General features: G+C 55.8%; 13 protein-coding genes and 1 tRNA gene. All 14 read left to right on the top strand.

The annotated features are described in order from the left end of the window. On the top strand, positions 1-127 hold a 127-nt coding region (locus tag FCS96_RS19990; protein ID WP_456085600.1), incomplete at its 5' end, for an EF-Tu C-terminal domain-related protein. Positions 128-163: 36 nt separating this feature from the next. Beyond that, positions 164-239: transfer RNA gene (locus FCS96_RS19985), tRNA-Trp, on the top strand. Between the two features lie 33 nt (positions 240-272). After that, a complete protein-coding gene (gene secE, locus FCS96_RS19980) occupies positions 273-641 on the top strand; it encodes a preprotein translocase subunit SecE (protein ID WP_138442238.1) in 369 nt (122 codons plus the stop codon). Between the two features lie 13 nt (positions 642-654). Next, positions 655-1,188, top strand: coding sequence for a transcription termination/antitermination protein NusG (gene nusG, locus FCS96_RS19975; protein ID WP_041343260.1), 534 nt, complete (start codon positions 655-657; stop codon positions 1,186-1,188). 118 nt (positions 1,189-1,306) lie between these two features. Further along, a complete protein-coding gene (gene rplK / locus FCS96_RS19970) occupies positions 1,307-1,738 on the top strand; it encodes a 50S ribosomal protein L11 (protein ID WP_041343263.1) in 432 nt (143 codons plus the stop codon). A gap of 1 nt (position 1,739) precedes the next feature. After that, positions 1,740-2,438 (top strand): 50S ribosomal protein L1, encoded by a 699-nt coding sequence (gene rplA, locus FCS96_RS19965; RefSeq protein ID WP_138442236.1) that lies wholly within the window; start codon positions 1,740-1,742, stop codon positions 2,436-2,438. Positions 2,439-2,658: 220 nt separating this feature from the next. Continuing rightward, a complete protein-coding gene (gene rplJ / locus FCS96_RS19960) occupies positions 2,659-3,189 on the top strand; it encodes a 50S ribosomal protein L10 (protein ID WP_064228578.1) in 531 nt (176 codons plus the stop codon). A 40-nt stretch (positions 3,190-3,229) separates the two neighbouring features. Beyond that, entirely contained in the window at positions 3,230-3,607 is a 378-nt protein-coding gene (gene rplL, locus FCS96_RS19955; protein WP_007154024.1) for a 50S ribosomal protein L7/L12, read from the top strand. A gap of 245 nt (positions 3,608-3,852) precedes the next feature. Beyond that, complete coding sequence (gene rpoB, locus FCS96_RS19950; RefSeq protein ID WP_138442234.1) at positions 3,853-7,932, top strand: DNA-directed RNA polymerase subunit beta; 4,080 nt, start codon at positions 3,853-3,855, stop codon at positions 7,930-7,932. A 76-nt stretch (positions 7,933-8,008) separates the two neighbouring features. After that, positions 8,009-12,223 carry a DNA-directed RNA polymerase subunit beta' gene (rpoC, locus tag FCS96_RS19945; protein WP_138442232.1) on the top strand — a complete coding sequence of 1,405 codons (4,215 nt, stop codon included), beginning with the start codon at positions 8,009-8,011 and terminating at the stop codon, positions 12,221-12,223. Positions 12,224-12,390: 167 nt separating this feature from the next. Then, the gene (gene rpsL / locus FCS96_RS19940; protein WP_012139854.1) at positions 12,391-12,765 is read left to right on the top strand and encodes a 30S ribosomal protein S12; all 375 of its coding nucleotides are present in this window, start codon (positions 12,391-12,393) and stop codon (positions 12,763-12,765) included. Between the two features lie 111 nt (positions 12,766-12,876). Continuing rightward, the gene (gene rpsG, locus FCS96_RS19935) at positions 12,877-13,347 is read left to right on the top strand and encodes a 30S ribosomal protein S7 (protein WP_138442230.1); all 471 of its coding nucleotides are present in this window, start codon (positions 12,877-12,879) and stop codon (positions 13,345-13,347) included. Positions 13,348-13,365: 18 nt separating this feature from the next. Next, positions 13,366-15,471 carry an elongation factor G gene (fusA, locus tag FCS96_RS19930; RefSeq protein ID WP_138442228.1) on the top strand — a complete coding sequence of 702 codons (2,106 nt, stop codon included), beginning with the start codon at positions 13,366-13,368 and terminating at the stop codon, positions 15,469-15,471. A 35-nt stretch (positions 15,472-15,506) separates the two neighbouring features. Then, positions 15,507-15,657: GTP-binding protein (locus FCS96_RS19925; RefSeq protein WP_228264175.1), on the top strand; the 151-nt coding region annotated here is incomplete at its 3' end.

Genomic DNA, 15,657 nt, shown 5'->3' with positions numbered 1-15,657 from the left:
GGGTGACAACGTGAAGATGAGTGTTACCCTGATCGCTCCGATCGCCATGGAAGATGGCCTGCGCTTCGCGATTCGCGAAGGTGGTCGTACCGTTGGTGCCGGCGTGGTCGCCAAGATCATCGAGTAATATACTCGAAGAAAGTGCACTGTGTAGTTTCGGTGCAGGCCAGTAGCTCAATTGGCAGAGCAGCGGTCTCCAAAACCGCAGGTTGGGGGTTCGATTCCCTCCTGGCCTGCCATTTTTTAACATCCGGATACATAAGTTGATTCCTATGGAGTCAAAAGCCGTTCAATCAGCCAGCCGTTTCGATGCAGTGAAATGGCTGGTTGTTTTCGTTCTGATCGCCATCGGTGTGGTCGGGAATCAGTACTTTAGTGCTGAGTCCCTGCTGTATCGTGTTCTGGCTCTCGTAGGGCTTTCGATCGTGGCCGCTTTGGTGGCGCTTCAGACCGATCGTGGTCGTCGTTTCGCCACGCTTCTTAAAGAGGCGCGCGTCGAGATCCGGAAGGTAGTGTGGCCTACCAGGCCCGAGCTGGTTCAAACCACCGTGATTGTGGTGGTGTTTGTTCTGGTGGTGGCATTGTTGTTGTGGGGTATGGATTCGCTGATCAGTATGTTGGTCGCCGGATTTATCGGTTAAACAGGAGTGGGCAATGGCTAAGCGCTGGTACGTCGTTCATGCGTATTCTGGCTTCGAAAAGCACGTAATGCGCACTCTGAAGGAGCGCGTTGCGCTAGACGGCATGGAAGACAAGTTCGGCGAGATCCTGGTCCCGACCGAAGAAGTTGTCGAAATGCGAGAGGGTAAGAAGCGCAAGAGTGAGCGCAAGTTCTACCCGGGATACGTACTCGTGCAGATGGAAATGGACGACGCTACGTGGCACCTTGTTAAGAATACGCCGCGGGTTCTTGGTTTTATCGGCGGCACCAAGGATAAGCCAGCTCCGATCACCGAGCGTGAAGCTGAGGCGATTCTTCGTCGCGTTGAAAGTGGCGCCGAGAAGCCAAAGCCTAAGACTCTGTTTGAGCCAGGCGAGATTGTCAGGGTTGTTGAAGGCCCGTTCGCGGACTTCAATGGCGTTGTAGAAGAAGTCGACTACGACAAGAGTCGAGTCAAGGTTGCTGTCTTGATTTTCGGCCGTTCAACTCCGGTAGAGCTGGAGTTTGGGCAGGTTGAGAAGGATTAAGCGGCAGTCGAAAAGCTGAAAGCTCGCGCGCTCTGGCGACGCGGGCTTTTTGTGTCTGCTATTGGCAGGATTAACCACAGGGGAGCCGAAAGGCGTTTGAACCCGCAGGAGATGAATCATGGCAAAGAAGATCGAAGCGTACATCAAGCTTCAGGTTGCTGCCGGCAAGGCTAACCCGAGCCCCCCCGTTGGTCCGGCTCTGGGTCAGCGCGGCGTAAACATCATGGAATTCTGTAAGGCGTTTAACGCCCAGACTCAGGACATGGAGCCTGGTCTGCCGATTCCGACTGTTATCACAGTATACAGTGATCGCAGCTTTACCTTTATTACCAAGACTCCACCGGCGCCGGTTCTGCTGAAAAAAGCAGCTGGCATCAAGAGTGGTTCTGGCCGTCCGAACACTGAGAAGGTTGGCACCGTTACTCGCGAGCAGCTGGAAGAAATTGCCAAGACCAAAGAGCCCGATCTGACTGCAGCCGATATGGATGCAGCAGTTCGTACCATTGCAGGTACTGCCCGTAGCATGGGCCTGAACGTGGAGGGCCTGTAACATGGCAAAGCTGAGCAAGCGTCAAAAGCTTATTCGTGAAAAAGTCGATGCTACCCGTGCCTACTCCGTAGACGAGGCTGTTGCCCTGTTGGTTGAACTGGGTCAGAACGTCAAGTTCAAAGAGTCGGTAGATGTTGCTGTAAACCTCGGGGTTGATGCGCGTAAATCGGACCAGGTGGTTCGTAGCAGCACTGTTCTTCCTCACGGTACCGGCAAGACCGTTCGTGTCGCCGTGTTTACCCAGGGTGCCAATGCCGATAAGGCGACGGCAGCTGGCGCAGACATCGTTGGCATGGACGATCTGGCAGCGGAAGTTAAGAAAGGCAACATGGATTTCGACGTGGTTATCGCCACTCCGGACGCCATGCGTGTTGTTGGTCAGCTGGGCCAGATCCTGGGTCCCCGTGGCCTGATGCCGAACCCGAAGGTTGGCACGGTAACTCCTGACGTTGAGACCGCGGTGAAAAACGCCAAGGCCGGTCAGGTTCGCTACCGCACCGACAAGAACGGCATTATCCACGCTCCGCTGGGTAACGTTGAATTCTCTGCACAGAACATCAAGGAAAACCTTGAGTCGCTGATCGCAGATCTGAAAAAGGCCAAGCCTTCATCGGCGAAGGGCGTGTATCTCAAGAAGATCACTGTTTCTTCGACCATGGGTCCTGGTCTGACTATCGATCAGAGCGGTCTGGCAATCTGATCCTCTGAACGGTAGTTGCTTTGTAGTCTAGGCGGAAGCCAAGGCTGTCAAAGACCGCAGGCCCCCGAGGCCCTCTGCTTGCAGAGGGGCGCAAGGGTTAAAGCAACGCCTGCGCAGACGGTGTGAAGACGTTCTCTCTGAACCCAAACACCGTTAAGGCGCCCGTAAGGGCAATGATGGGTTTGCCGGGATAACCCCGGCGAAATCGAGGAGAAATCCAGTGGCAATTAGACTCGAAGACAAGAAAGCGATCGTCGCTGAAGTCAACGAGACTGCCGGTGGTGCTCTGTCTGTGGTAATGGCTGACTACCGTGGTGTCACTTCCGGTGACATGACGGCTCTTCGTGCCAAGGCTCGTGCCGAAAACGTGCGTCTGAAGGTTGTTCGTAACAACCTGGCAAAGATCGCGATTCGTGGTACTGAGTTCGAGTGCATCGATGAGGCTCTAGTAGGCCCGACCATTCTGGCATTCTCTATGGAAGATCCCGGCGCAGCAGCACGTCTGCTCAAGGATTTTGCCAAGGAGAAAGAGGCGTTTGAGATCAAGGGACTGGCCGTCGGCGGAGAGCTGATGGGTGCAGACCAGATTGATCGCCTTGCCAAGCTGCCAACACGTCACGAAGCGTTGACGATGCTGGCCGCGGTTACACAGGCACCGATCACCAAGCTGGCACGGACACTGAACGAAGTTCCTTCGAAAGTGACTCGTGCTGTAGCGGCAGTTCGCGACCAGAAGCAAGAAGCTGCTTGATTCTGTTGAACACCATTTTTTATATTTTTGGGAGAAAGTCATGGCTCTGTCTAACGAAGACATTTTGAACGCAATCGCAGAAATGAGCGTAATGGACGTAGTTGCGCTTGTTGAAGCAATGGAAGAGAAGTTCGGTGTATCTGCCGCTGCAGCCGTAGCTGCTGCACCTGCAGCTGCTGGTGGCGAAGCTGCCGCTGCTGAAGAGCAGACCGAATTTGACGTTGTTCTTACCGGTCCTGGTGAGAAGAAAGTCAACGTAATCAAGGCCGTTCGTGAACTGACCGGCCTGGGTCTGAAAGAAGCTAAGGAAATGGTCGACAGCGCACCTTCCGTTATCAAGGAAGCTGCTAGCAAAGACGACGCTGAAGAAGCCAAGAAGAAGCTTGAGGAAGCAGGCGCTTCTGTTGAGCTCAAGTAAGAGTCGGCTGTTGATCGAAACCGTGCATTAAGCATGGATAGGCTGGTGGCCTTGTGCCACCGGCCTTTTTCTGTTTGTTGTATATGCTATAGAGTCTGGTGAGCAATTACAGGTCGATGTCGGATCTTTAACCTACAGCCAGAGTCTTGTTCAAGACGGCGCGATATGCCGAGCAATTCGGCCCCGAAGCAGAACAATGGTTGCTTCTTGATACCAGGTATCAGGTCTAAAGCTGGGGAATGCAGATGACTTACTCCTACACTGAGAAAAAGCGGATTCGCAAAGATTTTAGTAAATTGCCTTCCGTGATGGACGTCCCCTATTTGCTGTCTATTCAGCTGGATTCATTCCGGGACTTCCTCCAAATGGAAGCCGCTCCTGAGGACCGTCGGGAAACCGGTCTTCACGCAGCATTCAAATCCGTATTCCCGATTGTCAGTTACTCTGGCAACGCCGCGCTCGAATACGTGAGTTACCGTATTGGCGAGCCGGTTTTTGATGTCAAGGAATGCCAGCTTAGGGGCGTAACCTACGCAGCACCGCTGCGCGTGAAAGTCCGCCTTATCATTTACGATAAGGAATCGTCCAACAAGGCGATCAAGGACATTAAAGAGCAGGAAGTCTACATGGGCGAAATGCCCCTGATGACTGAAAACGGTACCTTCGTTATCAACGGTACCGAGCGTGTTATTGTTTCCCAGCTGCACCGTTCGCCCGGTGTATTCTTTGATCATGACAAGGGTAAGACCCACTCATCCGGCAAGCTGCTGTATTCGGCCCGGGTGATTCCTTACCGTGGCTCCTGGCTGGACTTCGAGTTCGATCCGAAGGACTCCGTGTTCGTTCGTATCGACCGTCGTCGTAAACTGCCGGCGTCCATTCTCCTGCGCGCTCTGGGCTACACCTCCGAGCAGATGCTGGAAACGTTCTTTGAAACCAGTAAGTTCAGCCTGGGCGCGGAAGTGTGCAAGCTTGAGCTGGTTCCGAGCCGTCTGCGTGGCGACATCGCGACCTTCGACATTAAAGACAATGACGGCAAGGTTATTGTTGAGGAAGGCCGCCGGATTACCGCGCGCCATATCAAGCAGCTTGAAAAGGCCGGCATCAGTGAGCTGGAAGTACCGACTGAGTACCTGTACGGCCGTGTTTTGGCCAAGGACATGGTTGATACCAAGTCCGGCGAGGTGCTGGTTGAGTGCAACTCCGAGCTGACCGAAGAACTGGTTACCAAGATTCTGGACGCGGGTGTTACGGACATTGAGACTCTGTACACCAACGACCTGGACTGCGGTCCGTTCATGTCAGACACCCTGCGTATCGATCCGACCCGCACGCCGCTGGAAGCGTTGGTCGAGATCTATCGCATGATGCGTCCTGGCGAGCCGCCCACCAAAGAGTCGGCTGAGAACCTGTTTAACAACCTGTTCTTCTCCGAAGAGCGGTACGACCTGTCTGCTGTGGGTCGGATGAAGCTGAACCGTCGCTTGCGTCGCGAAGAGAGCACCGGTGCAGGCATCCTGACACACGAGGACATCATTGATGTCCTGAAGACGCTGATCGATATCCGTAACGGTCAGGGCAATGTCGACGATATCGACAACCTGGGTAACCGTCGTGTTCGTTGCGTTGGTGAAATGGCCGAAAACCAGTTCCGCGTTGGTCTGGTGCGGGTCGAGCGCGCCGTGCGCGAGCGTCTGAGCCTGGCTGAAAGCGAAGGCTTGATGCCGCAGGATCTGATCAATGCCAAGCCGGTTGCGGCTGCGGTCAAAGAGTTCTTTGGCTCAAGCCAGCTGTCCCAGTTTATGGACCAGAACAACCCGCTGTCAGAAGTCACCCACAAGCGTCGTATTTCTGCGCTTGGGCCAGGTGGTCTGACCCGCGAGCGTGCTGGCTTCGAAGTCCGTGACGTACACCCGACCCACTATGGCCGTGTGTGCCCGATCGAGACTCCGGAAGGTCCGAACATCGGTCTGATCAACTCGCTGGCGACCTATGCCCGTTCCAACTCCTACGGCTTCCTTGAGAGCCCGTACCGGAAGGTTGTTGAGGGTGTGGTCACCGACGAGGTGGTTTACCTGTCCGCCATTGAAGAGAGCAACTTTGTTATCGCCCAGGCCAGCGCGGCTATGGACGATGAATCCAAGCGCCTCACCGATGAGCTGGTTACGGTACGTCACCAGAACGAATTTACGGTTACGCCGCCGGAAAGCGTTAACTTCATGGACGTATCGCCGCGCCAGGTTGTGTCGGTTGCTGCGTCTCTGATTCCGTTCCTTGAGCACGACGACGCTAACCGGGCCCTGATGGGCGCGAACATGCAGCGCCAGGCTGTGCCGACCCTGCGTTCACAGGTACCGCTGGTTGGTACCGGTGTGGAGCGGACAGTGGCTCAGGACTCTGGTGTCTGTGTTACGGCTCGCCGTGGCGGTGTGATTGAGAGTGTAGATGCGGCCCGTATCGTGGTTCGCGTCGACAACGCCGAAACTGAGGCCGGTGATGCGGGTGTGGATATCTACAACCTCACCAAGTACACCCGGTCGAACCAGAACACCTGCATCAACCAGCGTTCGATTGTTCGTCAGGGTGATGTCATTGCCCGCGGCGACGTGCTGGCTGACGGTCCGTCCGTTGATCTGGGTGAGCTGGCTCTGGGTCAGAACATGCGCATCGCGTTCATGCCCTGGAACGGTTACAACTTTGAGGACTCCATCCTCATTTCCGAGAAAGTGGTGCAGGAAGATCGCCTGACCACCATCCACATCCAGGAACTGACCTGTGTGGCTCGGGATACCAAGCTGGGTAGCGAAGAAATCACCGCGGATATTCCGAACGTTGGTGAAAGTGCGCTGTCCAAGTTGGACGAGTCCGGCATTGTGTACATTGGTGCCGAAGTTGGCGCGGGTGACATCCTGGTCGGTAAGGTCACGCCGAAGGGCGAGACCCAGCTGACTCCGGAGGAGAAGCTCCTGCGTGCCATCTTTGGTGAGAAGGCTTCCGACGTGAAGGACACGTCGTCACGGGTGCCAACCGGTACCCGCGGTACGGTTATCGACGTACAGGTCTTCACCCGCGACGGTATCGAGAAGGACCAGCGAGCTCAGTCTATCGAGAAAGAGCAGCTGGACCAGTACCGCAAGGACTTGAAGGACGAGTACCGCATTGTTGAAGGTGCCACCTTTGAGCGTCTGATGAACGCGCTGAAAGGGCAGGAAGTCATCAGTGGTCCGGGGCTGAAAAAAGGCGCCACACTGGAGGAAGGCTACCTGGCCGAGCTGCCGCGCTCAGACTGGTTCAAGCTGCGTATGAAAGACGACGGCCTGAACGAACTGCTGGAGAAGTCCGAGCAGGGTCTGGAAGATCGCAAGAAGGAGCATGAAGAGCGGTTTGACGACAAGAAGGGCAAGCTGCAGCAGGGCGACGACCTCGCTCCGGGCGTCCTGAAGATCGTCAAGGTATACCTCGCGATCAAGCGTCGTATCCAGCCGGGTGACAAGATGGCCGGTCGTCACGGTAACAAGGGTGTTATTTCGTCGGTTATGCCGATTGAAGACATGCCTTACGACGAGTTCGGCAACACGGTTGACGTTGTTCTGAACCCGCTGGGTGTTCCTTCGCGGATGAACGTAGGTCAGGTGCTTGAGACGCATCTGGGCGCCGCGGCCAAGGGTCTGGGTGAGCGTATCAGCCAGATGCTGGACGAGCAGCGCAAGATCGCGGAACTGAGAAAGCTGTTGGATGAGATTTACAACCACTCTGATGAAGTGTTCAAGGTGGATCTGGATTCTCTGACCGACAAGGAAATCCTGGAAATGTGCCACAACCTCCGTGGCGGTGTACCGATGGCAACACCGGTATTCGACGGAGCCAAGGAAGCCGAAGTCAAGCGTATGCTTGAGTTGGCGGGACTGAGCACCACCGGTCAGACCATGCTGTACGACGGTCGTACCGGTGACATGTTCGATCGCCCGGTGACGGTTGGCTACATGTACATCCTGAAGCTGAACCACCTGATCGACGACAAGATGCACGCTCGTTCCACCGGCTCCTACAGCCTGGTTACCCAGCAGCCGCTGGGTGGTAAGGCTCAGTTCGGTGGCCAGCGCTTCGGTGAGATGGAAGTGTGGGCCCTTGAGGCTTACGGTGCGGCGTATACGCTGCAGGAAATGCTCACCGTTAAGTCTGATGACGTGAACGGTCGGACCAAGATGTACAAGAACATTGTCGATGGCGATCATCGCATGGAGCCGGGCATGCCCGAGTCCTTCAACGTTCTTGTCAAGGAAATCCGCTCGCTGGGTATCGACATCGAGCTGGAATCCGAGTGAGCCGAATTGTTTTTGGCAGCGTGAGCGGGCACCTCGTGTGCCCGCCCGAGATTAACGCCATCCGGAGCTTTTACTGATGAAAGATTTGCTGAATCTTCTCAAGAGCCAGAACCAAAGCAAGGAATTTGATGCCATCCGTATCGGGCTGGCATCGCCTGACATGATTCGCTCATGGTCTTTTGGTGAAGTGAAGAAGCCTGAGACCATTAACTACCGTACCTTCAAGCCGGAGCGTGACGGTCTTTTCTGTGCCAAGATTTTCGGCCCGATCAAAGACTACGAATGCCTGTGCGGTAAGTACAAGCGCCTCAAGCATCGCGGTGTTATCTGCGAGAAGTGTGGCGTAGAAGTAGCGCTGGCGAGTGTTCGCCGGGAGCGTATGGGCCACATCGAGCTGGCCAGCCCGGTTGCTCACATCTGGTTCCTGAAATCATTGCCGTCCCGCATCGGTTTGATGCTGGACATGACGCTGCGTGACATCGAGCGCGTGCTGTACTTCGAATCGTTCATCGTGATCGATCCGGGTATGACCACCCTTGAGCGTGGCCAGCTGCTGAACGACGAGCAGTATTACGAAGCCCTGGAAGAGTTCGGCGACGAATTCGACGCGCGTATGGGCGCCGAGGCCGTCAAGGAGCTGCTCGAAGGCATCGACCTGCAGGCCGAAGTTGATTCGCTGCGGGAAGAAATTCCGCAGACCAACTCCGAGACCAAGATCAAGAAATTCAGCAAGCGTCTGAAGATTCTTGAGGCGTTCCTTTACTCTGGCAACAAGCCGGGCGACATGGTCATGACCGTGCTGCCTGTGCTGCCGCCGGATCTGCGTCCGCTGGTACCGCTGGACGGTGGTCGTTTTGCCACCTCCGACCTGAACGACCTTTACCGTCGGGTGATCAACCGGAACAACCGTCTCAAGCGCCTGCTGGAGCTCAACGCTCCGGACATCATCGTGCGCAACGAGAAGCGAATGCTGCAGGAAGCGGTCGACGCCCTGCTGGACAACGGTCGTCGCGGCCGTGCCATCACTGGCACCAACAAGCGCCCGCTGAAGTCCCTGGCTGACATGATCAAGGGTAAGCAGGGTCGTTTCCGTCAGAACCTGCTGGGTAAGCGTGTCGACTACTCCGGTCGTTCGGTTATCGTGGTCGGTCCATACCTGCGTCTGCACCAGTGTGGTCTGCCCAAGAAAATGGCCTTGGAGCTGTTCAAGCCGTTTATCTTCTCCAAGCTGGAACATCGTGGCCTGGCGACCACCATCAAGGCCGCCAAGAAGATGGTTGAGCGCGAGGAAGGCGTAGTCTGGGATATCCTGGACGAAGTCATCCGTGAGCACCCGATCATGCTGAACCGTGCGCCGACACTGCACCGTCTGGGTATCCAGGCGTTCGAGCCGGTTCTGATCGAAGGTAAGGCGATTCAGCTGCACCCGCTGGTTTGTGCGGCCTACAACGCGGACTTCGACGGTGACCAGATGGCCGTTCACGTGCCGCTGACCCTGGAAGCCCAGCTCGAAGCCCGTGCGTTGATGATGTCTACCAACAACGTGCTGTCGCCCGCCAACGGCGAGCCGATCATCGTGCCGTCCCAGGACGTGGTACTGGGCCTGTACTACATGACCCGTGAGCGTGAAAGTGCGCAGGGTGAGGGCATGACCTTTGCTGACGTTAAGGAAGCGCATCGCGCTTACGGCGCTGGCAAGGTGGATCTGCAGGCCAAGGTCAAGGTTCGTGTCAAAGAAGTTGCGATCGCTGAGGACGGTTCACGTTCTCACGCATACAACATCGTAGACACCACCGTCGGTCGTGCTCTGCTGTTTGATATCGTTCCTGACGGACTGTCCTTCGAGCTGGTCAACAAGCCGATGGTCAAGAAGGCAATCTCGAACCTGATCAACACCTGTTACCGGGATGCGGGTCTGAAAGACACTGTTATCTTCGCCGACCAGCTCATGTATATGGGTTATCACTACGCGACGGTTTCCGGTATCTCGATTGGTTTCAACGACTTCGAAATTCCGCCGGAGAAGTACGAGCTGGTAGATGCGGCTTCTGAGGAAGTGAAGGACATCGAAACCCAGTACGCGTCCGGTCTGCTGACCCAGGGCGAGAAGTACAACAAGGTTATCGATATCTGGTCCCGGGCCAACGACAAAGTGTCCAAGGCCATGATGGAGCGCCTGGCGAAAGAACAGGTTATCGGTCCTGATGGCAAGCCAGTGAAAGGCGAGGACGGCGAATACCTGATGCAGGAGTCGTTCAACTCGGTTTACATGATGGCTGATTCCGGCGCACGGGGTTCCGCAGCGCAGATTCGTCAGCTGGCCGGTATGCGTGGTCTGATGGCCAAGCCGGACGGCTCCATCATCGAGACGCCGATCACCGCGAACTTCCGTGAAGGTCTGAACGTACTCCAGTACTTCATCTCGACTCACGGTGCTCGTAAGGGTCTGGCGGATACCGCTCTGAAGACCGCGAACTCCGGTTACCTGACTCGTCGTCTGGTTGACGTGTCCCAGGACCTGGTTGTTACCGAAGAAGACTGCGGTACCGACGAAGGCCTGCTGATGACACCACACATCGAAGGCGGCGACGTTGTTGTGCCGCTGGGTGACCGTGTCCTTGGCCGGGTAACGGCACGTGATGCCTTTACCCCGACCGACAAAGACAACGCTGTTGTCACCGCCGGTACGCTGCTCGACGAGAAAACCGTTGAGTCGCTGGAGCGTGCGGGTGTGGACGAAGTATGGGTACGCTCTGCGATTACCTGTGATACCCGTCACGGCATCTGTTCGAAGTGTTATGGCCGGGATCTGGCGCGTGGCCATCGGGTCAACGTTGGTGAGGCAGTCGGTGTTATCGCCGCCCAGTCCATCGGTGAGCCGGGTACCCAGCTGACCATGCGTACCTTCCACATCGGTGGTGCGGCAAGCCGGGCATCCGCGGTTGATAACATTCAGGTCAAGCACGGCGGCACCGTTCGTCTGCACAACCTGAAGTCGATCGAGAAGACCAACGGTTCGCTGGTTGTGGTTTCCCGTTCTTCCGCCCTGGCCATTGCCGACGAGCAAGGTCGTGAGCGTGAGTGGTACAAGCTGCCATACGGTGCGGTACTGTCGGTCAAGCACGGCGACACTGTTGAGGCAGGCGTTGCGGTAGCCAAGTGGGATCCGCACACCCACCCGATCATTGCCGAGGCCGAAGGTACTGCCAAGTTCGTCAACATGGATCAGGGCATCACCGTCCGTACCCAGACCGACGAGCTGACCGGTCTTTCGACCATGGAAGTTATCGATCCGAAGGAGCGTCCGGCTGCTGGTAAGGACATTCGTCCGGCTATCCAGATGCTCGACGAGAACGGAAACGACGTTGAGCTGCCAGGTGGCGGTGCCGCGATGTTCTTCCTGCCGGCGAACGCCCTGGTCACCATGGCCAACGGAGCGCGCATCGAGCTGGGTGACGTGGTTGCCCGTATTCCGCAGGAAAGCTCGAAGACCCGGGACATCACCGGTGGTCTGCCGCGGGTTGCCGACCTGTTCGAGGCCCGTCGTCCGAAAGAGTCGTCCATTCTTGCTGAAATCAGCGGTATGGTCTCCTTCGGTAAAGAAACCAAGGGCAAGAAGCGCCTGGTAATCACTCCGAAAGACGGTGATGCCTACGAAGTGCTGATCCCCAAGCATCGCCAGCTCAACGTATTCGAAGGTGAAACGGTTGAGAAGGGCGAGGTGATCTCGGACGGTCCGTCCAACCCGCACGACATTCTGCGTCTGCTGGGTGTGGTCGAGCTGGCCAAGTACATCACCAACGAGATCCAGGACGTTTACCGTCTGCAGGGCGTTGTCATCAACGATAAGCACATTGAGGTTATCGTTCGACAAATGCTGCGGAAGGTTGAGATCACCGATCCGGGTGACACCACGTTGCTGTCTGGCGACCAGGTGGAAATCACCCAGGTGCTGGAAGAGAACGAGAAAGCCAACGCTGGCGATAAAGAAGCGGCACGTTTCGACCGTCTGCTGCTCGGTATCACCAAAGCGTCACTGGCAACTGAATCGTTCATTTCAGCTGCTTCGTTCCAGGAGACCACGCGTGTCCTGACCGAAGGTGCGGTGACCGGAAAGCGGGATTACCTGCGCGGCCTGAAAGAAAACGTTGTGGTTGGTCGACTGATTCCTGCGGGAACCGGCCTTGCCTACCACGCGGAGCGTCGTCGCAAACGCGAACTGGAAGCACAGGGCGTGACTGCGGCAGACGTGGAAGAAGCTCTGAGTGCCGAGCTCAACCGCGAAAGCTGAGTTGGGCCGGTGCACCGCCTCCGGGTAGATACCTACCCGCGGGGTGGTTAAAAAGAGACCAGTCATCTTGACTGTCCTGGGGCGCAGGCTTACACTTGCGTCCCTTAAATTTTACCCCCTGCATTGGGGGTAAGTTTCATTGATATGGTTTTTTGGAGTTTGCTTACATGGCAACGATTAATCAGTTGGTGCGTAAGCCTCGTAAGCGCAAGGTAGCCAAGAGCGATGTTCCTGCTCTTCAGGCCTGTCCTCAGCGCCGTGGTGTATGCACTCGTGTATACACCACAACGCCGAAGAAGCCGAACTCAGCACTGCGTAAAGTGTGCCGTGTTCGTCTGACTAACGGCTTCGAGGTTTCGTCATACATTGGTGGTGAAGGTCACAACCTTCAGGAGCACAGTGTCGTGCTGATCCGTGGCGGTCGAGTAAAAGACCTTCCGGGTGTGCGCTATCACACTGTTCGCGGTACTTTGGATACCCAGGGTGTTCAAAACCGTAAGCAGGGCCGCTCCAAGTACGGTGCAAAACGACCCAAGTCCTAATGTCCCAGACGGGTGTCTTTTATCGTTGCTTGTCAGAACGGTAAGAGTAAGGCTGAGTAGCAGATGCTATCTCAGGGGTTCCTGAAGACCTTTAAATAGAAGGGCTTATCGATGCCTAGAAGAAGAGTTGCAGCAAAACGGGAAATTATCCCGGATCCGAAGTTCGGCAGTGCACGGCTTGCCAAGTTCATCAACCACGTGATGGAAAGCGGCAAGAAATCCGTAGCGGAGCGCATTGTTTATGGCGCGCTCGATATCGTTGCCGACAAGTCTAAGGAAGAGCCGATCGACATGTTCGAGAAGGCCCTGGAGAACATTCAGCCGATGGTCGAAGTTAAGTCCCGTCGTGTGGGTGGTGCTACTTACCAGGTGCCTGTAGAAGTACGGCCTTCCCGTCAGAACGCGCTGGCTATGCGCTGGCTTGTGGAATATTCGCGGAAGCGCGGTGAGAAGTCCATGGCGCAACGTCTGGCCGGTGAAATTATGGACGCCGCTGACAGCAAAGGTTCTGCGGTTAAGAAGCGCGAAGACGTTCATCGCATGGCAGAAGCCAACAAGGCGTTCTCTCACTTCCGTTTCTAAACAGCCGAGGTTAATACAGTGGCACGCAAGACTCCTATCAAGCGTTACAGAAACATCGGTATTTGTGCGCACGTTGATGCGGGCAAAACCACAACCACCGAGCGGGTCCTGTTCTATACAGGTATTTCCCACAAAATCGGTGAGGTTCATGATGGTGCGGCTACCATGGACTGGATGGAGCAGGAGCAGGAGCGTGGTATCACCATTACCTCTGCTGCGACGACCTGTTTCTGGCAGGGCATGGACAAGCAGTATCCTGAGCACCGGATCAACATCATCGACACCCCGGGGCACGTTGACTTTACCATCGAGGTAGAGCGTTCCCTGCGTGTTCTGGATGGTGCGGTCGTCGTGTTCTGTGGCTCCTCTGGTGTAGAGCCGCAGTCCGAGACTGTATGGCGCCAAGCCAACAAGTACGAAGTTCCCCGCATGGTATTCGTCAACAAGATGGACCGTGCCGGCGCGAACTTCCTGCGTGTTGTTGACCAGATCAAAAACCGTCTGGGCGCGAACTGCGTTCCCGTTCAGCTGCCGATTGGTGCCGAGGATGACTTCGCCGGCATCGTCGACCTGATCCGGAACAAAGCCATCTACTGGAACGAAGACGATGCGGGTGCTACCTATGACCAGCGTGACGTTCCGGCAGAAATGGCTGACGAAGTCGCCATGTACCGCGAACAGATGGTTGAGGCCGCCGCCGAAGCCAACGAAGAGCTGATGGAGCGTTACCTGGAAGAGGGTGACCTGAGCATCGAGGACATCAAGAAAGGTCTGCGTATGCGTACGCTGGCTAACGAGATTGTCCTGGCTACTTGCGGTTCTGCGTTCAAGAACAAGGGTGTACAGGCCGTTCTGGACTCCGTTATCGAGTTCCTGCCGGCACCGGACGAAGTTAAGGCGATCCGCGGTGAAGTCGATGAAGACGGCACCGAAGAGACCCGTCAGGCTGATGACGATGCTCCGTTCGCGGCGCTGGCGTTCAAGATCGCCACCGACCCGTTCGTAGGTACGCTGACCTTCTTCCGTGTTTACTCCGGTAAGCTGGAAAGCGGCAATGCGGTCTACAACTCTGTGAAGGGTAAGAAAGAGCGTGTTGGTCGTATGGTTCAGATGCACTCCAAAGATCGTCAAGAGATCAAGGAAGTGCTGGCTGGCGATATCGCCGCCGCCATCGGTCTGAAGAGCGTTACCACCGGTGATACTCTGTGTGACGAGAATAACAAGATTATTCTTGAGCGCATGGAATTCCCGGAGCCGGTTATCTCTGTGGCCGTTGAGCCGAAGTCCAAGGCTGATCAGGAGAAGATGGGTGTTGCACTGGGCAAGCTTGCTCAGGAAGATCCGTCATTCCGCGTTCGTACCGACGAAGAGTCCGGTCAGACGATCATCTCTGGTATGGGTGAGCTTCACCTGGACATCATCGTTGACCGTATGCGTCGCGAGTTCAAAGTAGAAGCGAACATCGGTAAGCCTCAGGTGGCGTACCGTGAGTGCATCCGTAAGCCAGTTGATGTCGAAGGCAAGTTTGTTCGTCAGTCAGGTGGTCGCGGTCAGTACGGTCACGTCAAGATTAAGCTTGAGCCTCTGCCTCTGGATGATGAGGATGGCGAAAACTTTATCTTCGTGAACGAAATCGTGGGTGGTGTGGTTCCCAAGGAATACATCCCGGCAGTTCAACAGGGTATCCAGGAGCAGATGCAGAATGGCTGTCTCGCCGGCTATCCGCTGCTTCGTATCAAGGCTACTCTTTACGACGGCTCGTACCACGATGTCGACTCCAACGAAATGGCCTTTAAAGTTGCCGGTTCCATGGCAATGAAGAAGGGCGCCTTGGAGGCGAATCCGGCACTGCTTGAGCCGATCATGAAGGTTGAAGTTGTGACCCCGGAAGACTACATGGGTGACGTTGTTGGTGACCTGAACCGTCGCCGTGGTGTTATCCAGGGCATGGATGACGGCCCCTCTGGCAAGATCATTCGTGCAGAAATTCCGTTGTCGGAGATGTTCGGTTACGCCACCGACCTGCGTTCTGCAACACAGGGGCGGGCGTCTTATGCGATGGAGTTTGCTGGGTATTCAGAAGCACCGTCGAACATTGCCGAAGCGATCATGAAACAGGGTTGATCCCTAGGACTTAAGAAACAGGAAGAGGTGTAACCGTGTCTAAAGAAAAATTTGACCGTAGTAAACCGCACTTGAACGTTGGCACCATTGGTCACGTTGACCATGGTAAGACCACACTGACCGCCGCCCTGACTCGTGTATGTCACGAAGTTTGGGGTACAGGTTCTGCGAGTGCATTCGATCAGA

Source organism: Marinobacter alexandrii, assembly GCF_005871205.1.
In the GTDB taxonomy this organism is placed as follows: domain Bacteria; phylum Pseudomonadota; class Gammaproteobacteria; order Pseudomonadales; family Oleiphilaceae; genus Marinobacter; species Marinobacter alexandrii.
The sequence above is the reverse complement of the archived record's forward strand: the minus strand, read 5'-3'. Positions and strand labels throughout refer to the sequence as shown.